This window comes from Streptosporangium sp. H13245 (assembly GCF_055690525.1).
This window is the reverse complement of record NZ_JBSZKT010000018.1, coordinates 64,913-86,679: the sequence shown is the minus strand read 5'-3', so window position 1 is coordinate 86,679 and position 21,767 is coordinate 64,913. Positions and strand designations below refer to the sequence as shown.

General features: G+C 70.9%; 17 protein-coding genes. 6 read left to right on the top strand and 11 right to left on the bottom strand.

Going from position 1 to position 21,767, the window contains the following annotated elements:
* Positions 1-34: 34 nt before the first annotated feature.
* From ACW9TB_RS24010 to ACW9TB_RS23980, 7 genes are all read right to left on the bottom strand, one after another.
* Positions 35-859, bottom strand: a complete 825-nt coding sequence (locus tag ACW9TB_RS24010; protein ID WP_472750306.1) for a carbohydrate ABC transporter permease — start codon at positions 857-859, stop codon at positions 35-37.
* On the bottom strand, positions 856-1,830 hold the full coding sequence (locus ACW9TB_RS24005; RefSeq protein WP_472750305.1) for a carbohydrate ABC transporter permease: 975 nt from the start codon (positions 1,828-1,830) through the stop codon (positions 856-858). The genes ACW9TB_RS24010 and ACW9TB_RS24005 overlap by 4 nt, the downstream gene beginning before the upstream one ends.
* Complete coding sequence (locus ACW9TB_RS24000; RefSeq protein WP_472750304.1) at positions 1,827-3,218, bottom strand: ABC transporter substrate-binding protein; 1,392 nt, start codon at positions 3,216-3,218, stop codon at positions 1,827-1,829. The genes ACW9TB_RS24005 and ACW9TB_RS24000 overlap by 4 nt, the downstream gene beginning before the upstream one ends.
* A gap of 514 nt (positions 3,219-3,732) precedes the next feature.
* The gene (locus ACW9TB_RS23995; protein WP_472750303.1) at positions 3,733-5,646 is read right to left on the bottom strand and encodes a substrate-binding domain-containing protein; all 1,914 of its coding nucleotides are present in this window, start codon (positions 5,644-5,646) and stop codon (positions 3,733-3,735) included.
* A gap of 106 nt (positions 5,647-5,752) precedes the next feature.
* The gene (locus tag ACW9TB_RS23990) at positions 5,753-7,018 is read right to left on the bottom strand and encodes an enolase C-terminal domain-like protein (RefSeq protein WP_472750302.1); all 1,266 of its coding nucleotides are present in this window, start codon (positions 7,016-7,018) and stop codon (positions 5,753-5,755) included.
* A 25-nt stretch (positions 7,019-7,043) separates the two neighbouring features.
* Positions 7,044-7,928: an NAD-dependent epimerase/dehydratase family protein gene (locus tag ACW9TB_RS23985; RefSeq protein ID WP_472750301.1), complete on the bottom strand. Its 885-nt coding sequence runs from the start codon at positions 7,926-7,928 to the stop codon at positions 7,044-7,046.
* A gap of 242 nt (positions 7,929-8,170) precedes the next feature.
* Entirely contained in the window at positions 8,171-9,220 is a 1,050-nt protein-coding gene (locus ACW9TB_RS23980) for an aldo/keto reductase (protein WP_472750300.1), read from the bottom strand.
* A 100-nt stretch (positions 9,221-9,320) separates the two neighbouring features.
* Between ACW9TB_RS23980 and ACW9TB_RS23975 the strand changes: the two genes are divergently transcribed.
* A complete protein-coding gene (locus tag ACW9TB_RS23975) occupies positions 9,321-9,752 on the top strand; it encodes a MerR family transcriptional regulator (protein WP_472750299.1) in 432 nt (143 codons plus the stop codon).
* 193 nt (positions 9,753-9,945) lie between these two features.
* Positions 9,946-11,175, top strand: coding sequence for an alginate lyase family protein (locus tag ACW9TB_RS23970; RefSeq protein WP_472750298.1), 1,230 nt, complete (start codon positions 9,946-9,948; stop codon positions 11,173-11,175).
* A gap of 209 nt (positions 11,176-11,384) precedes the next feature.
* Here ACW9TB_RS23970 and ACW9TB_RS23965 read toward each other — a convergent pair whose 3' ends face one another.
* Positions 11,385-12,698 carry a YncE family protein gene (locus ACW9TB_RS23965; protein ID WP_472750297.1) on the bottom strand — a complete coding sequence of 438 codons (1,314 nt, stop codon included), beginning with the start codon at positions 12,696-12,698 and terminating at the stop codon, positions 11,385-11,387.
* 499 nt (positions 12,699-13,197) lie between these two features.
* Between ACW9TB_RS23965 and ACW9TB_RS23960 the strand changes: the two genes are divergently transcribed.
* Positions 13,198-13,899 carry an SDR family oxidoreductase gene (locus ACW9TB_RS23960; RefSeq protein ID WP_472750296.1) on the top strand — a complete coding sequence of 234 codons (702 nt, stop codon included), beginning with the start codon at positions 13,198-13,200 and terminating at the stop codon, positions 13,897-13,899.
* Positions 13,900-14,558: 659 nt separating this feature from the next.
* Complete coding sequence (locus tag ACW9TB_RS23955; protein WP_472750295.1) at positions 14,559-15,641, top strand: methyltransferase domain-containing protein; 1,083 nt, start codon at positions 14,559-14,561, stop codon at positions 15,639-15,641.
* 30 nt (positions 15,642-15,671) lie between these two features.
* Here ACW9TB_RS23955 and ACW9TB_RS23950 read toward each other — a convergent pair whose 3' ends face one another.
* Entirely contained in the window at positions 15,672-17,888 is a 2,217-nt protein-coding gene (locus ACW9TB_RS23950) for a sigma-70 family RNA polymerase sigma factor (protein ID WP_472750294.1), read from the bottom strand.
* A 48-nt stretch (positions 17,889-17,936) separates the two neighbouring features.
* Positions 17,937-18,269, bottom strand: coding sequence for a YciI family protein (locus tag ACW9TB_RS23945; protein WP_472750293.1), 333 nt, complete (start codon positions 18,267-18,269; stop codon positions 17,937-17,939).
* Between the two features lie 287 nt (positions 18,270-18,556).
* Here ACW9TB_RS23945 and ACW9TB_RS23940 point away from each other — a divergent pair, with 287 nt between their 5' ends.
* A complete protein-coding gene (locus tag ACW9TB_RS23940; protein WP_472750292.1) occupies positions 18,557-19,228 on the top strand; it encodes a DUF998 domain-containing protein in 672 nt (223 codons plus the stop codon).
* Between the two features lie 103 nt (positions 19,229-19,331).
* Here ACW9TB_RS23940 and ACW9TB_RS23935 read toward each other — a convergent pair whose 3' ends face one another.
* The gene (locus ACW9TB_RS23935) at positions 19,332-19,967 is read right to left on the bottom strand and encodes a DUF998 domain-containing protein (RefSeq protein WP_472750291.1); all 636 of its coding nucleotides are present in this window, start codon (positions 19,965-19,967) and stop codon (positions 19,332-19,334) included.
* 594 nt (positions 19,968-20,561) lie between these two features.
* Between ACW9TB_RS23935 and ACW9TB_RS23930 the strand changes: the two genes are divergently transcribed.
* Entirely contained in the window at positions 20,562-21,377 is an 816-nt protein-coding gene (locus ACW9TB_RS23930) for an SAM-dependent methyltransferase (RefSeq protein ID WP_472750290.1), read from the top strand.
* Positions 21,378-21,767 lie beyond the last annotated feature (390 nt).

Below are 21,767 nucleotides of genomic sequence, written 5' to 3'. Positions count from 1 at the left end.
ACCCCGCCGAAGGCGGGCCGCCCTGCCAGGGGGTTCATCCCTTGACCGCTCCCACGAGGCCGTTGACGAAGTAGCGCTGCAGGAGCAGGAAGAGCGCGATGACCGGGATGACGATGATCAGGGACGCGGCCATGACCTCGTTGTAGTGCGGGACGTTGACCGACAGCAGGGTCTCCAGCCCGAGCGGCAGGGTGTAGAGAGAGGGGTCGTTGAGGGACACCCGCGTCAGGACGTACTCGTTCCAGGTCGGCACCGCGGTCAGCACCGCGACCGTGATGAGGGTGGGACGGGCGAGCGGCAGATAGACCGACCAGAAGATCCGGAACTCCCGCGCCCCGTCCGCGCGGGCGGCCTCGCGCAGCTCCCTGGGGATCGAGCCGAAACCGTTGGTGAGCAGCAACACCGTCAGCGGGGCGGTGCCGTTGACGAACGGCAGGACCAGGCCCAGGTGCGAGCCCAGGATGCCGAGGTCCTTCTCCAGGATCACCACGGGGAGCAGCACCGTGATGCCCGGGACGAACAGCAGCGAGACGAAGAACCAGAAGAGCACCTTCCTGCCGGGGAAGTCCAGCACCGCGAAGGCGTACGAGGCGAGGCTGTAGACCACCAGGACACCGGCGACGGTCAGCGCGGTGACCTGGAGGCTGTTGAGGAAGTAGTCGAAGAAGTGCAGGCGGCTCCACGTGGTCACCAGGGTGTCCAGGGTGGGGTTGACCGGGATGAGGTTGCCGCCCTGGAGGATCTCCTCCCTGGTCTTGAAGGCGCCGGACAGCATCCACAGGAAGGGGTACAGGCTGATGAGCGCGTACGCCACCAGGGCGGTGCGGGCGATGGTCCTCACGATGCGTGACCCGATCATCGGATCCTCCTGAGCAGGCGCGCGTTGACCAGGGTGAGCAGCAGGGCTCCGGCGAAGAGCAGCCAGCCCAGCGCGCTGGCCATCCCCAGGGTCTGGGCGAGTTCCTTCATGAACGAGAGCCGGTAGACCTGGAGGCCGAGCACGTCGGTGTGCCCGCCGGGCCCGCCGTTCGTCATGATCAGGAAGATCTGGAAGCCGTGCAGCGCGTCCCGCACGCCGAGCAGCACGATGGCCGCGGTGAGGGGCGTCAGCAGCGGCCAGACGATGCGGCGCATCACCTGGCGCGGCGCGGCCCCGTCGATGTGGGCGGCCTCGATCACGTTGGGATCGATGCCCTGCAGCCCGCTGAGGTACAGCAGGGTCGCGACGGGGACGCTCGACCAGACCAGGACCAGGATCAGCGTGGGAAGCGCGGTGTCCGGGTTGCCGAGGAAGCCCTGCGGCTGCGACAGGCTGCCCAGGCCGACCGACCGCAGGAACACGTTGATCGCCCCGTCGGGCTCCAGCACGTAGCGCCAGGCGTAGTAGACCGCGATGCCGGTGGTGACGTAGGGCAGGAAGTACACCGAGCGGAGCACCCCGCGCAGCCGCTTGACGGAGTTCAGCGCGACCGCGAGGGGAAGCGAGATGGCCACCGTGAGCGCCGGGACGGCCACCATGACCTGGAAGGTGTTCCAGGCGGCCCGGCGCAGCTCGGGGGCGAGCACCGGGTCGGCGTACAGCAGGTCGAGGTAGTTCTGGAAGCCGACCCACCTCCACTCGGGGGTGAGCCCGTTCCACTTGGCGAGGCTCAGCGCCAGGCCGGTGCCGATGGTGTAGACGCCCATCAGCAGGAACAGCGCCACCGCGGGCAGGACGAAGGCCCACCCGGTCAGCCACCGCCCCCAGCGGCTCCGGCCGCGCCTGCGGTCACGGCCGGGCGACTCCGCGGGGAGCCGCCCGGCACGATCCTCGGTGGTGAGGGTGCTCACTTGGTGGACTTCCACATGGAGCCCATGACCTTGTCCATCTCCGGCCCGGCCTGCTGCGGGGTGACCTCCTTGAGCGGCGTCAGCCTGACCATCAGGTCCCCGGGCTTGACCTGGTCGTAGTCGGAGGGGAAGAAGGTGGTGTCACCGGCGTCGTAGGTGGCCTCCGGGGCACCGGTGAAGTACTTCTGCAGCGACGCGAGGTCGGGCCCGAGCAGGGCCTCGGCCTCCGTGCCCAGGTCGGTCGCGGGCAGGTCGAGCGAGGTCTTCGCGACGACGCCCGCGCCCTTGGGCGAGGTCACGAAGTCCAGCCACTTGACCGCCGCCTCCCGGTTCTTGCTGGTGGCGGTGACGCCGAGGGAGGTGAGCGCCAGGGGCGCCATCACGATCTCCTTGTTGACCCCCTCGGACGACGGCGGGATCGGGAAGGCGAGCACCTTGTCGGGGGTCATCCCGTTCTGCGCGAGGAACGCCAGGGTGAAGGTGCCGCCGACGTTGAAGGCGGACTTGCCCTGTGCGAAGGCGATGTCGGCCTCGTCGATGCCGAGCGACGTCGTACCGGGCATCCAGTACGGGGTGAGCCTGCTGTACAGCTCCAGCGTCTTGATCCCGTCGGGCGAGCCGAAGCCCTGCGCGGCGCCCTTGGCGAACAGCGCGTGGAACCTCTCCTGGCCCAGGTAGGAGTGGGCCAGCGGCTGGTAGGCCCAGTTGTAGCCGGTCTGGCTCACCTTCAGGCCCAGGGAGAGACCGCCCTGCTTGGGATCCTTGTCCGTGGTCGTCTTGAGCGCGGCGAGGAAGTCCTCCCACGTCTTCGGCGGCGTCTCCGCGTCGAGCCCGGCGGCCTTCAGCTTCTCCTTGTTGGCGTAGACGATGCCGAACGCACCGGCCGTGAACGGCACGCTGAACAGGGTGCCCGCCTTGACCTGCTTGTACGGCGAGTCGTTGGCCGCGAGGTCGATCCGCTGCTGGGTCATCAGCCCGGCGTCGCGGGTGGTCGGCAGCAGCCGCTGCTTCCAGGCGTCGGAGACGTCGGCGGCCAGGTCGACCAGCAGCCCCGAGGAGCCCATCTCAAGGTCCTCGCCGCCCGCGTGCATCTCCAGCACGTCCGGCAGGTCGCCGGTCTGCGCGGCGCTCTGCACCTTGCTGACGAACACGTCGTCGGGGGTGACCGCCTCGATGGTGACGGAGATGCCCGTCTCGGCCTTGAACTGCTCGGCGGCCTTGGTCAGGGCGTCGGCGTGGGTCCGCTTGAACGTCCACATCTTCAGCGTCTGCCCGGCCGCCTGCCCGCCGCCCTGGTCACCGCTCTGCCCGCCGCCCGCGCAGGCGCTCGCGGTGAGTCCCACCGCGAGCGCCAGACCGGCGGCGAGGACCCGCTTGCCTGCTCTCATGTCGCTTCCTTCCCCACCGGTGCGGTACGTGCGGCGCGGGCGGCACGGTCCGCGTACGACGGCCCGGTGCTCCCGCCTCTGTCGGACTCCGGCGCCCGGCGGGCGCGGTCGGGTGATCGGGATGGACCGGTTGGCATCGGCATCGGCATCGTCACTTCCTCGGGGGGTCGCGGGGGATGAGTCCGGGCTCACACCCGTGCCCCGGCGGGGATCCGGATCACGGGGCGACGTCCACGCAAATCGTTAAGATTGGTTCCGAAACTTACACGCAACACAGCGCGTGTCAAGGGTCACGCCGGAGTGATAGGAGGGACGCGACCGGACACAGCCGGACACCGATGACATAGACGCATATATGTGGACGTGACGGAACCCCGCGAGGCCGGCCGACGACGCCGCCGTACCCCGGCGAGGAGCTCGGCGCGCCGTGGAGTGTCCGGGCCGACACCGCGAATTGTCCAAACCGATATGACAACCTGGCGAAACACCCTCCGGACCGGCTGCGGCGGGCCGTTCAGGCCGACCGGCGGCGGACCAGCCGCGCCGGGATGACCGTCTCGGCGGAGGGCTCCACCGTCTCGCCCCGCAGCCGCTCCAGCAGGCGGCGGGCACAGGCCTGGCCGATCTCCCTGGCCGGGTTGGCCATGGTGGTCAGTCCCGGCGAGACGAGGCTCGCCGCCTCGATGTCGTCGAACCCCATGACGGCCAGGTCCGCAGGCACGCGCAGCCCCCGTTCCTCCGCCGTGTCGAGCGCGCCGATGGCCATGATGTCGTTCGCGCACAGCACGGCCTCCGGGGGTTCCGGCAGGTCGAGCAGGCGGGCGGTGCCCGAGGAGCCGCCCGCCCGGCTGAAGTGCGTGTGCGCCACGAGCCGGGGGTCGGCGTCCGCTCCGGCGGCCAGCAGCGCGGAACGGTAGCCCGCGACGCGCTCGGCCGCGGGCCCCTCCGCGTGCGGGCCGCAGACGAAGCCGATCCTGCGGTAGCCGCGTTCCAGCAGGTAGCGGGTGGCCTCGGCGGCCCCGCCCTCGTCGTCGCTGTGGACGACGTCGACACCGGCCTGGACCAGGCGCCCCCCGAGCCGCACGACGGGGATGCCCGCCCCGATGACGGGCAGCAGGTCCTCGGCGTGCGTGTGGAAGACCGCGAAGGCGAGGCCGTCCACCTGCCGGGCGATCATCTGCTCGATCGCGGCGCGCTCCATCTCCCGGTCGCCGTCGGTGTTGCTGATGATCTCGTCGTAGCCCGCCGGTCCCAGCACGTCCTGGAGCCCGCGCGCCAGCGCCGGGTAGAAGGGGTTGGTGATGTCCGGGATGATCAGCCCGATCGTCTGGCTCCTGCTCGTGCGCAACCCCCGGGCGAGGACGTTGGGCCGATACCCCAGCTGGTCGATCGCCGCCAGCACCCGGCGGCGCGTCTCCTCGGCCACCGGCCGCCGCCCGTTCAGCGCGTGCGACACCGTGGTCGCGCTCACCCCGGCGAGCTGCGCGACCCTGGTGATGCTGGGACGGTCGCCGCGGACCGGCACGGGAACGTCCCGCCCTGCGGCACCGCTCTCCCCGCCCCCCGCCGGAGCCCGCCCCCTCGCCCCGCGCGCGGGCTCACCCGGCGGGGCCTTGCGCGGGAGGTCCGGCGAATCGCGGGCCACCGGACCGGGACCGGGCGAGTCGCTTCCGGGTACGTCGGGATCGGGCGAGTCACGGACCGTCGAGCCGTGGCCGGGCACGTCGCGGCCGGGTAGCTCGCTTTCGGGCACGTCGTGGTCAGGCACGTCACGGTCGGGCAGGTCGCTTTCGGGTACGTCGCGGCCGGGCATGTCACGGTCCGGTGAGCCTTGGCCGAGCCGGTCGTGGGAGAGGAGGTCGAGTGCCGCGTCCAGCTCGCGGCGCCCGAGGGCCGCCGCGTCCTCGAAGGCGGCACCGGCGGCGATCCTGAGCAGGGTGGACTCCCAGACCTCGCGGACGGCCGCCAGGACGAGCGCGGCCACCACCCCGGCCCCGAGCCCTCCTCCCGCGCCGGGTTCGCCCGTGCCGGTGCCGGACTCGATCGCCTCGCGCAGCGCGCGCTCCTGTCCCGCGAACATCTCCCGGGAGTACGAGCGCAGTGCCGGGCTGTCCCGGTAGACCCGCGCGTGGACGGCGACCGCCCCCGCGTCGGCCGTCCCCTCCCCGGTGTCCGCCCTGGGCCGGGACATGACGCGGCGGATCGCGTCGACGGGCCGCTCCCCCGCCACGCGCTCCCGCAGGGCCCGCTCGGGAGCGGGCCACCCGAGCGGGTCGGCCTCGAAGAAGATCTGCTCCTTGACCGGGAAGTGGTTGAAGACGGTCTTGGTCGAGACGTCGGCCACCGCCGCGATCTCGGCCACCGTCACGGTCTCGAAGCCGCGTTCGGCGAACAGGCGGCGGGCCGTGCCCGCGATGGCACGCCGCATCTCCCCTTTCCTCCGCTCACGCCGCGTGGGGGGTCGCTCCTCGGAGGGTGCCGGGACCATGGGCAGATCTTACATCGACACACTCCTTACACCCACTAAAAGTTTCTCAGGGCGGCTCGATACCCCCGTCGGGCCGGCGCACCCGGGCCGACCAGCGCTCGTGGAGGTGCTCCAGCGGCGGGTACTTGGCCGCCAGCGCCTCGTCCAGGTCGATCCCCCAGCCGGGCGCGTCGTTCGGGTAGAGGTAGCCGTTGACGGGCCCGATCGTGCCGGGGAAGACCTCGTGGACGGCCTCGGGATAGAGGTGCCCCTCCTGGATCTGGAAGGCGGGGGTGGTCACGTCGAGCGCCACGTTGGCGGCGGCGCCCACCGGCGAGACGTCCGCGGGCGAGTGCCAGGCGGTGCCCACGCCGGTCAGCTCGCAGAGCGCGACCAGCTTGCGGGCGGGGGTGAGCCCGCCCACCGACGAGACGTGCAGCCGCAGCAGGTCGACGCCGCCCTCGCGGACGATTCTGGCCGCGTCGGCGACGGAGCTGATCTGCTCACCCGCCGCGATGGGCATCGGGGCGGCCTCGCGGACCTCGGGCAGCCGGTCGTAGAACTCCGGCGCTATCGGGTCCTCCAGGAAGAACAGCCGGTACGGTTCGAGCGCCCGCGCGAGGGCGATCGCCTGCTTGGGGGTGAGCCGCGAGTGCACGTCGTGCATCAGGCCCGGCTCCTCCCCCAGCTCCCGGCGGGCCCGCTCGAACAGCTTCGGGGTGTCGCGCAGGTAGCGCTGCACGTCCCACCCGTCGGGGTACGGGGAGCCGGGGTAGCCGCCCGGCGAGCCCGGTGAGCCGTAGTGGCCGAGCCCCGGCGCCCCCGTCTGGAGCCGTACGTGGCGGTATCCGGACGCCAGGATCGCCTGGGCCTCCTCGAGCGTCTCCTCCACGGTGGCCGCGCCCGCGTGCAGGTAGGTGTCGGCCGCGGCGCGCACCCGCCCGCCGAGGAGCTCGTACACCGGCATGCCCGCGCGCTTGCCCGCGATGTCCCAGAGCGCCTGGTCCACCCCGGAGAGAGCGCTGTTCAGGACCGGGCCGCCCCTCCAGTAGGAGGAGAAGTGGACCATCCTGGTGATGTCCTCGATGTCGGCGGGGTGGCGGCCGATCAGGAGGGGGCCGACGTGGTGCTCCACCGCGGCGGCCACCGCGTGGAACCGCTGGGTGAAGGTCGCGCAGCCCAGGCCGTACAGGCCGGGGTCGCTGGTGTCGACGCGGACCACCACGAGGGGCACCCCCTCGGGGGCGGTGACGATCGGCCGCACCCCCGTGACGCGGAGCGCGTCTCTCGCGGGCCAGGGGGCCTGGGTCTCGGGCAGGGGAAGGGATGTCATGCGGCCTCCGGTACGGGAAGAGGGGTCACGCGGTCTCCGGCACGTCCGGCACGTTCGGCACGGGGAAGGGGTGCCGGACGGTGAGGCCGAGCAGGCGGCGGGCCTCTCCCAGGTCGATCGGGACGGCCCTGCCCGGCAGCGGCGCCCGCCGCTCGACCCCGGGGTGGAAGCGGTCGAGCAGCTCCTCGGTGGGCTGTGGGGCCAGCGTCTCCTCGGCCGTCACGAAGATCGCGCGGTAGCCCTCGATCGGCCGGGTGAGTGCCTGCCAGGTGGCGAGGGCGGCGTCCCTGCCGTCGAGGTAGGTCCACAGCTCGGCGGCACCGGAGCCGGGGTCCTCCGCGTACTCCTCCGCGCGCTTGTCGAGTTTGTCCCCCGGCCCGCCGAGCAGGGGGAAGCGCAGCGCGACGACCGTCATGCCGTAGCGGCGCGCCATCATCGCCGCGGTCGCCTCGTCCGCCTGCTTCGACAGCCCGTACGGGTCCTCGACCTGGAGGGGCAGCGCCTCGTCGATCGGCAGGTAGGCCGGGTGCAGCAGGCGCGAGGCCCAGGGGAAGCCGAGCACGGAGTAACTGCTCGCGATGGCGGCCCTGCGCACCCCCGCCTGGCCCGCCTCCTCCAGGACCACGAAGGTCGCCCGGGTGTTGCCGCAGAAGACCTCCTCGGGGGTGCCGAGGACCGGGGCCGGGATGGCGGCGAAGTGCGCGACGGCGTCCACGCCGTCGAGCGCGTCGCGCACCGTCGCCGGGTCTCCCACGTCCCCGACGATCACCCGGTCCGCCACCGCCCCGCCCGGGTCGTGCAGGTCGAGGGCGGTGACGGCCACCCCCCGGTGCGCGAGCAGGTCGAGCATCAGACGCCCCAGCCTGCCCGCGGCCCCGGTCACCAGGACCCGTCCGGGAACGTCACTCATGCGTCACCACCTGCGGCGGAAAGGACGTTTTCGTGTCGCAAATCGATTTGTACATATGGGTTCAGCTTGCTACCCCGCCATTGCCGTGTCAATAGCGGCACACCCCGGCCGCCCCGGGCGCACCCGGCGTACGACCGGGGTTCACCCGAGACCCGATCCGGTCTGGTCTGCGGCCCGGCCCAGCCCAGCCCGGTGCGACACGACCCGGTGCAGTTCCCGTAGTCCGACCCGGTGCGATCCGGTCAGCCCGCGGCGCGTTCCGCGAGCGGGCGTCGTCGCTGTGCGGTGTCGGTCAGCGAGGGCGGGCTCCAGGCGCCGTCCGGGCGGTACAGGTTGGTCCCCGGCGGCACGATCTCGTCGATCCGGTCGAGGGTCGCGTCGTCGAGGGTGAGCGAGGCGCCCTTCAGCAGCCCCTCCAGCTGGTCCATGGTCCGCGGCCCGGTGATCACCGAGGTGACGGCGGGGTGCGCGGCGGCGAAGGCCACGGCGAGTTCGGGGAGCGAGCAGCCGAGGTCCGTCGCGAGCTCGATGAGCTTCTCGACGACGTCGAGCTTGACGGCGTTCTCGGGGATCGAGGGGTCGAAGCGCGCCGGTGTGAGCGAGGCGCGGCCGGTGGAGAGGTCGATGGGCTGCCCCTTCCGGTACTTGCCGGTGAGGAACCCCGAGGCGAGCGGGCTCCAGGTCAGCACTCCCATCCCGTACCGTCGGCAGACCGGGAGCACGGCGGCCTCGACTCCCCGGGCGATCAGCGAGTAGGGCGGCTGCTCGGTCCTGAAGCGCTGGAGGCCCCGGCGCTCGGCGACGTTGTGCGCCTCGACGATCTCCTCCGCCGGGAAGGTCGAGCAGCCGAAGGCGCGGATCTTCCCCTGGTGTACGAGGTCGCTGAGCGCGGAGAGCGTCTCCTCGATGTCGGTCGAGTGGTCGGGGCGGTGGATCTGGTAGAGGTCGATCCAGTCGGTCCCCAGGCGCCTGAGGCTCTCCTCGACCTCCTTGACGATCCAGCGCCGCGAGTTACCGCTGCGGTTGGGGCCCTCCCCCATCCGGAAGTGCACCTTGGTGGCGAGCACGACGTCGTCGCGGCGGCCCTTGAGCGCCTTTCCCACGATCTCCTCGGACTCACCGGCGGAGTACATGTCCGCGGTGTCGACGAAGTTGACACCCTGGTCGAGGGCGGCGTGGATGATGCGGACGCAGTCGTCGTGGTCGGGGTTGCCGACGGCACCGAACATCATGGCCCCGAGGCAGTGGACGCTCACCTCGATACCGGTGCCGCCGAGGACGCGATAACGCATATGTCGTGCTCCCTTGATGATCGTTGCTGACGTGATGTCGCGACGCCCCGCATCGTAGGATCTAGAGTCGACTCTAGGTCAAGCCCGTATTCTGGGCGCCATGGACACGACGGATCTGAGCATCGGACAGGTCGCCGAACGCACGGGGCTGAGCGTTCACGCGCTGCGCTTCTACGAGCGCGAGGGCATCCTCGCCAACCCCGTACGACGCGATCCCGGCGGGCGCCGCGTCTACGACGAGGGCGACGTGGAGTGGCTGAACCTGTGCATCATCCTCCGCGCCTCCGGCATGCCCCTGCCCGCGATCCGTCAGTACACCGACATGGTCCGGCGGGGAGACGGCAACGAGGAGGAGCGGCTCGCCCTCCTGCGCCTGCACCGGGAGCGGGTGACCGCCCAGATCGGCCAGCTCTCCCGCTGCCTGGACCTGATCAACCACAAGGTCGGGGTGTACGAGGACATCCTCGACCGGGGCGCCCCCGGCCACGAGTGCGTCGCACCGCCGTCACCGGAGAACGGGCCGGAGCGCTAGGAGGCCCACGGGGCTCCGGAACACCCCAGGTGAACGCCATAAGGGCCCCCGATGAGAGGTTTAAAAGTTAGGAAACTTTCCTAAAGATATTGACGGATCGCTGTCGAGGTCGGTTGTATGGACGGTCAACAAGACCTTCGGCCGAGTCCTCTCGCCACCCCCCTTGGCCTGTCAGGCCAGCGAGGAGCTCCACATGTTCAGACGCATCCGAACAACGGCAGCCGCGATCCTGGGTGCCGCGACTCTCGCCGTCACCCCTCTCGCCGCCCCCGCGGCCGGTGCCGCGCCACTGCCCGCGCAGGCGAAGGGCACGGCTCAGGTGAAGGCCGCCCCGGCGACCTTCACCCACCCGGGAGTCCTGGTCAGCAGGCCCCAGCTCGACTTCATCCGCTCGAAGGTCAACGCGGGCGCGCAGCCGTGGAAGGGCGCCTTCGACCAGATGATGGGACATTCCCTGGCGTCGCTGTCACGGACTCCCAAGCCGCGCGCGATCGTGGAGTGCGGCTCGTACTCCAACCCCAACAACGGCTGCACCGACGAGCGCCAGGACGCGCTCGCCGCGTACACCATGGCGCTGGCCTGGTACATCACGCAGGACAGCAGGTACGCCCAGAAGGCGATCCAGATCATGGACGCCTGGTCCGCGGTGATCAAGGATCACACCAACAGCAACGCCCCGCTGCAGACCGGATGGGCCGGGTCCTCGTGGCCCAGGGCCGCCGAGATCATCCGCTACACCTACACCGGCTGGTCCGCCGCCTCCGTCAGCCGCTTCTCCACCATGCTGCGCACCGTCTACCTGCCGAAGATCATCAACGGTTCCAACAGCAACGGCAACTGGGAACTGAGCATGATGGAGGCCGCGCTCGGCATCTCCGTCTTCCTTGAGGACCGGGCGAGCTACGACAAGGCCGTGGCCAAGTTCCGCGGGCGGGTCCCGGCCTTCATCTACGTCGCGTCCGACGGCGCGCTCCCCAAGGCACCTCCGGGGAGCGGTATCGACACCCGCGCCGAGATCATCAGCTACTGGCAGGGCCAGTCCACCTTCATGGACGGCCTCACCCAGGAGACCTGCCGCGACTTCACCCACACCGGATACGGGCTGTCGGCCATCTCGCACTTCGCCGAGACCACCCGGATCCAGGGGCAGGACCTCTACCCGGAGATCGGTGAGCGGCTGCGCCACGCGCTGGGCATGCAGGCGAAGTACCAGCTCGGCGCCGCCGTGCCGTCCTCGCTGTGCGGGGGCACCCTCCACCTCGGCCTGGGCCCGATCACCGAGGTCGGCTTCAACGCCCTGGGCAACCGGATGGGCATCGCCATGACGAACACCCAGCGTCTCACCGAGCAGCAGCGCCCGGCCGGGACGAACGTCCTCTTCGTCGCCTGGGAGACCCTGACCCACGCGGCCAACCCCAACTGACACCGGCGCTCCCGAGGGGCCGGGCCCTCCCGCGCGAAGACCTCCCCCGGACGCGCTTCTCCGGTCACGTCCCGTTCCCGATCGGGAATCCCGGCGTACTCGGGGATGTCCGGAGGATCGCCACCGGACGAGACGGCGGTGCACCAGGCGGGCCGCCGCACCACCGTCTCGTCCGGTCAGTTCGTACGTCGCACGGCCGTCTTGTTCGGTCAGTTCGTACGTCGCACGCGGATGCCGTGGGCGTCGGCCCGCTGGACGCCGCCCGCGTCCACGTTGGAGATCCGGACCAGGCCCTCGACCTTGCCCTTCTTGCCGTTGCCGGTCAGCTTGAGGATGAGCATCCCCGGGTCGCTGCCGTGGGAGGAGTGCGGGTCGCCGGAGAGCGGGTTCGGCCCCCGCGTCGAGGCGAAGGCCCATCTGTGGTCCGGGGAGACGGCGAAGAGGTCGACCGTCGGGTCCGCGCTGAACGGCGAGACGAGGTCGACGGTGCCGACGCGGGCGCCGCTCGTCCCGTCGAAGACCTCGGCGACGTTGGCGTCACGGTCACCGGCCCACACGTACCGCTCCCCGACGGACGCGAGGACGCCGTGGGCGTCGCGTTCCGGCGAGTCGTCGTTGAAGAGCTGCTGGACCGCCGGTGTGTTCGGCGGGTTGGCGGGCGAGTAGCCGCCCATCGGCAGCCGGAAGACGGTGAACTGGTCGAGGTTGGCGGGCGTGCCCCCGCCCCCGTTGCCGAAGACGGCACCCTTGGCCTCGATGAACCCGCACCCGTTCGCGGGAATCCTGGTCGTGTCGTACTCCGCCACGATCGACATCGGCGTCGTGTGCCAGTCGACCACGAGCATCCCGCCGCCCCGCAGGCTGACGAAGACCGGGCCGTTGTCCGAGGCGATGAACGGGCAGATCGGCGCGTTGTCCGGGCGGAGCTGGGGTGACTGACACGGTGCGCCGTTCGGGGTGGTGCACCCGGCCAGGTCGATCGTCGCCGAGGGCTGCTGGACGAAGGTGTTCGAGGCGTAGTCGGTGCTGATGCGCTCCAGCCTCTTGCCGTTCTGGTTGGAGATGATCAGGTACCTGTCGTCCTCGGTGGGCCAGAGGGCGTGGGCCTGCCGTACCCCTCCCACCCCGGCCTCGGTGATGAGGCAGGTGAGCGGCTGCCGGGTGCGGGCGTCGAAGACGACCACGTGGCCGCTGGCGACGAAGGCGAGCGCGGCGTGGGTGTCGGCCTTGTTGAAAACGATCATATGGGGGCGTACGGGCACACTGCCGGTCCTCGCCAGGCACAGGGACGAGGTCGCGGCGCCCAGGTCGATGACGTCGGTGGGTTGCGCGGCCGACAACCGGCGGGTGACGTCACGGCCGGAGTACACGCTGACGGTGCCGCCGTGGGCGAGCCCGTTGGTATTGGACTGGTCGACCAGCCACACCTCGTACGACTTCTTGGCCGCCACCTCGGACGACACTCCCGCACCCAGCACGAACAGCGCCAGCACCGCGACGACCACGGCCCGCCACTTCCCCATGAGCCCTCCCAAACCGCTCCGTCCGGAGTGTCTCCCCGTATCCCTGCGGAGCAGCTGTTTCCTACTTTTAGTCCTATGACGCCATAAGTCCAGGAATTGTATAATTTGTAAAGAAAGCAGGTCAATTTCACTCACGCGAGAGCGGTGAACGGGTTTCGGGAAGCGGCCAAACCTCGGCGGGAGCGAAAAGAAGATATGACACCATTTCGATATATAAAGCGATAAGCAGCCCCAGCGGTGGTAGCGACCGGCGACACGACGGGGGCGGGGGCGGGGGCGGGGGCACAGATGCCGAGCCGGGATCCCCCTCAAACTCGGGCCGCGTCGTCGTCGCCGCGCCCCGCGGGCTCGGCCGGAGCCGTTCGACCGGAGCTGACGGTGCCGGGCCCCTCCACATCACGGCCCTCGGCAAGCGGCTCTGTGGCGGCTCGACCCAGCCCCGCCTGGCGGGGTGTTCGTACTTGACCTAGAGCCGACTCTAGAATTTACGATGCCACGCATGATCGATTCTCCTGTCACATTGATCACCGGCGGCGGTAGCGGCATCGGGGCTGCGACGGCCCGGCGGTTGCTGGACCAAGGGCACCGGGTGACCGTCACCGGGCGGGGCGGCGACCGCCTTCGCCGGTTCGCCGAGTCCCTCGGCGAACCCGACGGCCTGTTGACGCTCGCCGGGGACGCGGCCGATGACGACACCGTCCGGTCGGCCGTCGAATCCACCGTCACGAGGTTCGGGCGGCTGGACACGGTCGTGGCCAACGCCGGTTTCGCCACCTTTGACACCATCACCGACGGAGACCCCGCCGGATGGCGCGACATGGTGCTCACCAACGTTCTCGGCCCCGCGCTGCTCATCAGGGCCGCCCTGCCCGCCCTGAGGGAGACACGCGGGCGGATCGTCCTCGTCGGCAGCGTCGCGGGTGTCGTCTACAGTCCGGGCAACATCTACGGGGCGACCAAATGGGCGGTGACCGGGCTCGCCGAGAACACGCGGCGCATGGTGACCGGCGACGGCGTCGGGGTGACCCTGATCAACCCGGGAGCCACGGAGACCAATTTCTTCGACGCCGGCGGGGGCCTCCCCGATCGCGCCATGCTGACCGCCGACCAGCTCGCCGACTGCGTCGCGTGGGCGATCAACCAGCCAAGCGGCGTCGACGTCAACACCGTGACCGTCCGCCCCATCGGGTCACCCCTTTAATCACTAAAAGTCGTAAATATCCAAAAATAATGTGATGACAGCTTTTCCATCCATCGTCGATTTCCGGGCACTCCCGGCGGCCCTTTCCGCGATCCGCGTCACGAGCCGACACGATGTCCGCCCCGTGAACGCGACGATCTGATCAGGTCACATCCTCGATACGCCGGGAGCCCGCTTCTTGACGGCCCACTCGTCATGCGAGAAACAAGAAAGACGATTGTCCGGGGAACGGTGAACACGATCTTTTCGTAGTCGACGTCGCGCGAACGCTGGATGACCTCGCCACCCGCCGCGCACTTCGCGGCGACCCGACGGGGCGGACCCCGGCACCGGCGCGCCGACGGTTCTCTCCCGCCAGACTCCAACGCCGGGATCCGGCAACAGCCCCCACAGCACGAGACCACCTCCCGAAGCACCCGTGGCCTGTGGCGTTCCCCGCCGGTTGCGTACGCGACTTCGGTCGCTATGATCCTCGGTTATGACGTATTCGTTCTTCTTCAACCTGCGCTAAGCCCCCGTCGGCGAAGCGAGGCACACCCCGTCGTCGACGACGCGGGGCGGCGTGGCGCCGTCCCGGGCTGACGTGGGAGAAGAACGATCACTATGCGCATTCGCGCGAGTTTTCTCACCGCACCGCGTCCCAGCGCTCTCGCCGTCTCGTGACGGCGGCGCGCCTGGTGGCGCGGTGCGTTCACGGGCTGGAGTCGACGGTCGCGGCCGAGATCCTCCAGCTCGGACTCGGAACGGTCACCCATCTGGGGCATCGCGAAGTCCACTTCCATTCGTCTCGAACGGGACCGCGAGCCGTCGGGCTGAGCACTGCGGACGACGTGTTCCTGCTCGCCGCGCAACGGCCCGACATCGGCACGACCAGGAGGGATCTCGCCGTACTCGCCCAGCTCGCCGACACCGCCGACATCGGCACGCTGATGCGGCTACGGGAGGAGCAGGGAGGTTCCGGCGCGGTCACCGGCGTCGAGGTGTCGGCGTCCTTCCTCGGAAGGCGCACCTTCAACCGGTACGACGCCGAGGACGCCGTCGGACAGGTCCTGGCGCGGCGGCTGGGGATCGGCTACCACTCGCGGCGGGCGGGTGCCGGACCCCCGCCCGCCCACAGCGGGTGGCGGCTGACCCTCGACGGCACGCGGGCCACCCTCATGCTGAGGATCACCGACCGGCCCCTGCACCGGCGCGCCTACAAACGGCGCTCCATCCCGGGGACCCTGCATCCTCCGCTGGCCGCCGCGATGGCGCGGATGGCCGACATCCACCCCGGCCACACGGTCCTCGACCCCTGCTGTGGCGCCGGAACCCTGCTGATCGAAGCCGGGCTCCACCAGCCTCGGGCCCGTTTCCACGGCTTCGACCTGGCCTCGGAGTCGTTACGGGCGGCGAAGGAGAACGCGGCCGGGCTGCCGATCTCCATCGACCAGGCCGACGCCGGTCACCTGCCGCTACCGGGCGGTGGCGTCGACCGCGTCCTGTGCAATCCTCCCTGGGGTGGTCAGGTCGCCGCCCAGGGTCGGCTCTCCGCCTCCTCCTCGCACTGGTGGACGGAACTGCGCCGCGTCCTGGCGCCCGGCGGCATGGCCGTGGTCCTGCTTCCCGACGCCGGTGACATCGCGGCCGGGATCCGGCGGCGGTTCGTCCCGCTGCGCGTCCAGCGTGTCCGGGTCTCCGGCGCGCAGCCGTTCCTTGTCCAGTTCGCGGCGCCCGGCGAGCAAGTGGGGCGCGCGAGATGAGGACGCGGGTCGCGCCGGTCATACGGGGCCCTACCGGGTCCTGAGCTGGTTGAGGGTGTAGCCGGTGGCCCGTTTGAACAGGTATTCGGCCCGTTCGTAGGAGAGCCTGCGACGGCCGGTCTCCGGGCACAGGTCGGCGGGTGCGGGAGGTCGGCCGGGGCCGGGCCTGCGGTCGGACAGGAACAGCGGGCCCCGGCCACGGCCCGCGACGAGGTGCGGGATGAGCTCGGCGGTACCGGAGCGCCAGTGGATCCAGCCGGACCCACCGGCCACCCTCCCGCGCATCCCGGCCAGGTCGAGATCCTCGACGTTGAGCGAGAGCGCCGAACCCACCCCGGCCGCGCTCTCGTGGAGCAGCAGCCACAGGGCTCGCTCGCGCGGGGCGATGTCCGGGCGCTCCCAGAGCGCCTCGACGTACGGCCGGTCGATGGGGCGGGTACGTCCCCTGGGCTCGGGCCTGCGCCCGAGCCCGGCGGCCAGGTCACGGGACACGTCCCAGGTCAGGCCGCCCACCGGCCCCCGCGGCGGGTCCTGGGCGGCGATCCAGGCGCAGAGGGAGCGGACGGCCCCTCGGTGGCGGTTCCACGTGGCGGGGGCCGCGTCTCCCCACGCGGCGGCGAACACCTCCGCGACCCGCGCGGCGCTCACGTCCGGCAGCGGCGTGTCGTCTCCGAGATCGCGGCGCAGCCGGTTCATTGTCTGGCGGTAGGAGCGGACGGTCGCGGCGTCCAGGTCGTCACGGGCGAGGAAGGCCGTCGCGGCCTCGGCCAGAGTGACAACCACCTTTCCTGGCGTGGCCCTTCCCGGTGTGGCCTTTCCGGGTGTGGCCTTCCCCAGCGTGGCTTTTCCTGGCGTGGTCCTTGCCGGTGTGTCCTTTCCCGGTGCGACCTTTCCGGATGTGGCCCTTTCCGACGCAACCGTCTCCGGCCCGGCTGTCCCAGGACCAACTGCTCCGGGAACGGCTGTTCTTCGCGCGGCGATGTCGGCGGAGGCCGCGGCGCGTTCCATGAGGATCGTGCGTTCCGGCACGTTGAGAGTGAGGGCCGCGGCGCGTTCGAACTCCCGCCTGGCCTCCCCGTGGCGGCCGAGCCTGGCCAGCAGGTCACCTCGTACGCTGGGCAGGCGGTGGTAATCCTTGAGCGCCGGTTCGCCGAGCAGGGTGTCGACGAGCGCCAGGCCCGCCTCCGGGCCGTTGGCCATGGCCAGCGCGACCGCGCGGTTGAGCTGCACGACCGGGGTGGGCAGCACCTGGGCGAGCGCCCCGTACAGGGCGGTGATCTGCGTCCAGTCGGTCTCCTCCGCCGTACGGGCCCGCGCGTGGCACGCGGCGATGGCGGCCTGCAGCACGTACGGCCCCAGAGGCGCGCCGCACCGCCCGGCGCTCAGCAGGGCCGCGAAGCCCCGGCGGATGAGGAGCTGGTCCCAGCGCCCGCGGTTCTGCTCGTGCAGCGCGACGGGCTCTCCCGACGGCCCCGTCCTGGCGGCCAGCCGCGACGCCTGGAGCTCCATCAGCGCGACCAGGCCGTGCACCTCGGCCTCGCCGGGCACGAGCCCGGCCAGCAGGCGGCCCAGGCGCAGCGCCTCCTGGCAGAGATCCTGGCGCGTCAGGTCGCCGCCCGCGCTCGCCGCGTACCCCTCGTTGAACACCAGGTAGATGACCCCGAGGACCGACGACAGGCGGGCCGCCCGGTCCGGGCCCTCCGGGACCTCGAACGGGATCCGGAGGGCGGCGAGGGTGCGCTTGGCGCGGACGACGCGCTGCGCGACGGTCGGCTCGGAGACGAGGAACGCGCGCGCGATCTCATCGGTACGCAGGCCGCCGAGCAGGCGCAGCGTCAGGGCCACCCGGGACTCGGCGGGCAGCGCCGGGTGGCAGGAGACGAACATCAGGCGCAAAACGTCGTCGCCCACCTCGTCGTCGAGGGCCGCGTCGATCTCGGCCTCGGTGGCCCCGGCGGTGTCCTGCCGGGTGGCGAGGTCGTGGGCGAGCTGCTCGTGCCTGAGGTCGAGCCGCTCCTCACGGCGCAGGTGGTCGATGGCGCGGCGCTTGGCGACGGCCATGAGCCAGGCGCCCGGATTGTCCGGGACACCTGACCCCGGCCACTGTTCGAGGGCGGCCAGGAGCGCGTCCTGCGCGAGCTCCTCGGCCAGCCCCACGTCGCCCACCATCCGGACGAGCCCGGCGACGATCCTCGCCGACTCCATCTTCCAGACCGCGTCGACCGCGCGGTGGACGTCCCCGGACATCACGTGCTCGATCGGAGCACCCGCCCGGCCGGGTGAGCGGACATCCGGTCAGCTCTCCGGGCCGAAGACCTGCTGGATGTCGCCCTCGCCGTCACCGACGATCGCCCAGAAGCGCCGGGCCAGCTCGACGACCTCCTCCTTCGAGCGCGCCTCGACGAGCGCGAAGCTGACGATCGCCTCCTTCGCCTCGGTGAACGGCCCGTCGGTGACGGTGATCTTGCCTCCGGAGGAGGAGATGTGAGTACCGGCCAGGTCCAGGCCGCCGGTCGCCAGCAGCACTCCCGCCCGGGTCATCTCCTCGACGAGGGCGGCCATCTCGGCGTGCATCGTCTCGCTCGGGGGTGCCGTGTCGCCGCCCTTGGTCGTCATCAGGAATCGCATCGCCATATCTCCTTCGGGTGGTCAGGTGACCGATCCTCGCCGGTCCTCGGTTACGCGTCGAATGAGGCGGGCGGAAATCGACACGTACCGCCTGACCAGCACGATAGCCCAATGCGACAGGGAATGCATGTGACAGGGAATGCGTACCTGCTCCAGGTTTTCGCAGCTCAGGGACTTGAGGAGGGAGGCGTCGATTCCCGCTCCTCTCGTTCGACGCGTCAGCGAGGCCGGACGAACCGGCGGACCGAGAACGGCGACGGCCCCCGTCGCACCGAGAGGAAACAGACATGACCGCCATCCAGCCCGCCACCGCTTCCGTCAGTGGCTCCGTCACCCCCGCGACGCGCGTCCTGCTCGCCTGCTCCGTCGCCGCCGGGCCCCTCTTCGCGATCGTGTCGCTGACGCAGGCCTTCACCCGCGAGGGCTTCGACCTGATGCGCCATCCCCTGAGCATGCTGAGCACCGGCGACCTCGGCTGGCTCCAGATCGCCAACTTCCTGCTCAGCGGCGCCCTCACGGTCGCCGGGGCGGTCGGCCTGCGCCGCGTCCTGCGCGGCACACCCGGCGGTACGTGGGCACCCCGGCTGATCCTGGTCAACGGCGTCGCGACGGCGGCGGCCGGTGTCCTCGTGATGGACCCGGGCGACGGCTTCCCCGTGGGTACCCCGCTGGGCCAGCCGACCACGATGAGCTGGCACGGCATCATGCACATGGCCGCCGGGTCCGTCGCGTTCACCGCGCTCATCGTCGCCTGCTTCGTCCTGGGCCGCCACTTCTCCCGTGCCGGTCGCCCCGGTTTCGCCACAGCCTCGCGGCTCAGCGGCCTGGTCCTCGCCGTCGGCAACGGCTGGGCGATGTCGGGCGGGCACGCCGGTTCCCTGACCCTGGCCGTCGGCGCGATCACCGCGATGGTGTGGGTCTCCGTGGTGGCGGCGGACAAGCGGGCCACACTCGGCTAAGGCCACGTACCGCGCAGGCCGGGGCTCCCTCGCAATGCGAGGGAGCCCCGGCCTGTCCCGTTCCGGGTGACGGGTGATCGGGTAACGGGCGGGATCTCAGGATCTAGGTACGGGCGGCGACGGCCGCGTCCGGGAGGCCGCGCATCACGCGGGCCGCCAGAGCCGCCACGAACGCGAACAGGACCGCCGACGCGAGCAGCAGACGCACGCTGAGGCCCTCCGGGTCGGGCCACGCGGTGAGCACCACGGCCGCCACGGCGGTCGCGACGCACACCGCGACCCAGCCCCACCGCCTGAGCGCGGCGAACCGGCGCGCGAACACCAGACATCCCACGGTCATCCCGCCGACCGCCAGCATGGGCCCGAGGCTGTGCAGGGCACCGTGCCAGCTGATCTCGGGTGCCCCGGCCGGTGCGCCCGGCGGGAACCCGGCGCCCGCGTCGGTGACGAAGACCCCGCCCACGATCAGCCCGGCCCCGAGAAGGCCGACCAGCAACGGGCCCCAGGTACCGCTCCGGCCGGGACGTAGCGCCCGCCACATGCCGACGGCGCAGGCCACGTACAGCACACCGGTCACGGTGAAGTTGGCGATCTGGATCCACCCCCGGTCCCCGAGGCTCAACAGGCTGATCGGATGGTGGCTCAGGTCGTACCCCTCGCGGGTGAACGCCTGGATCAGCACCACCGCGACGAACAGCGGGCCCGCGACGATGCCACACGCCAGCAACTTGTACTTCACGGCTCTGTCTCCTCACCGGACACCCCTGCGGCGCCCCTCAGCGGAGACGTCGAAGCCACCGGCCTGTTCCAGACATCTCTCCTTCCCGGGTCGCGGGACGCCACCACCCGCCGTACGCGCTCAGCCGGGGCCTCGGAGAACGCCGGTTTGCCACCTTCACGCGTCGCGGAACGCCACCAGTCGAATGTCCCTCCCGTGATCGGGATTCCCCGCCCCTGAATCGTGCATTTATTTTCAGCGGAAATAGCAGAAATATCAGCATAAAAGCGTAATTTTCAGGATGCCCGTAACGCCAAAAAGCGTCCCCTCGATACCCCGTCACCCCCGCCGCGCGAGGCACGGGATCGCGGAGCGGGCGGGAGGAGAAGCGGGTACGCACGTCCCACGGCGAGCGAATTCCCGCCCCGTTCGCCGCGTTTCCGTGACCCCGGGGGCACCGGCCGCCTCCGGATCGCCCACCGCCCGGAAGCGCGCGCATGGATCGTTTTAACGACCACTACGGGTGTCGAGATGATTTGCCGTGAACATCGCAGTTGTGATCAACTACCTCCTGTCCCATTTGATGCGAATACCTCATGAACGGACCTCACCCCCATGAGCACCCCTCGCGAATCCGACTGGCAGCCCGTGGAGCTCGATGCCGATCGGCCGCATTCGGCCCGCATCTGGAACTACTGGCTGGGCGGGAAGGACAACTACCCCGCCGACCGCGCGGCCGGGGACATGGTCGAGCATCTCATCCCGGGCATCGTCGACTCGGCCCGCGCCGACCGGGCGTTCCTCGGTCGCTGCATCCAGCATCTCGTCGCCGAGGTCGGGATCCGCCAGTTCCTCGACATCGGCACGGGCCTGCCCACCGCCGACAACACGCACGAGGTCGCGCAGCGGATCGCCCCGGAGTCCCGGGTCGTCTACGTCGACAACGACCCGCTGGTCCTGGTTCACGCCCGTGCCCTGCTCGTCAGCAGCCCGCAGGGCGCCACCAACTACATCGACGCCGACCTGCGAGATCCCCATCACATCCTGCGGGCGGCCTCGGAGACCCTCGACTTCACCAAGCCCGTCGCGCTGATGCTGCTGGGCATCCTGCACCACATCACCGATGACGAGGAAGCCGGGAAGGTCGTACGGGAACTGGTCGACGCCGTCCCCTCGGGCAGCTACCTGGTGATCGCGCACGCCACCGCCGAGGTTCACGGCGACGCCATGCACGAGGCGATGCGGCAGTTCATGGAGCGGGGCGGCACCCCGATCGTGGCCCGCGACCGCCACCACCTCACCTCGTTCTTCGACGGCCTGGAACTCCTGGAGCCCGGCGTGGTCTCCTGCTCCCGCTGGCGTTCGGAGCACACCCCGTGGGGCGAGGCGGCGGAGGTGTCCCAGTTCTGCGGCATCGCCCGCAAACCCTGACACCCCGAGTTCCCCGAACTCCCCGAACTCCCCTCGGCCCGGTTCCCCGAAACGACCTCCGGATCTCACGATCCGGCTCCTCCGGGGTAACCACCCCGTATCACCGCGCCGAGCGGGCGACGAGCCCCGTACCCACCCGGCGGGGCACAGAGCCTCCCAGGCTCCCTGCCGCCCCGCCTCCCTGCCGCGCGAACGCTCCGCGCCGCCACGATGACGTCGCCACGATGACGCCGACGCGACCACTGCCGCCACCGGCCCGGTCCCGTCGGCCTCGGGGCACCGGTCGTCGCCCGGGGCACCCCCGAGCGGAGCCGAACTCCCCGGCTTCCAGCACCTGACCGGCGGCGCACCCACCCCGCCCGGTCCCCGAACCCCACTCGGTCCCCGCAC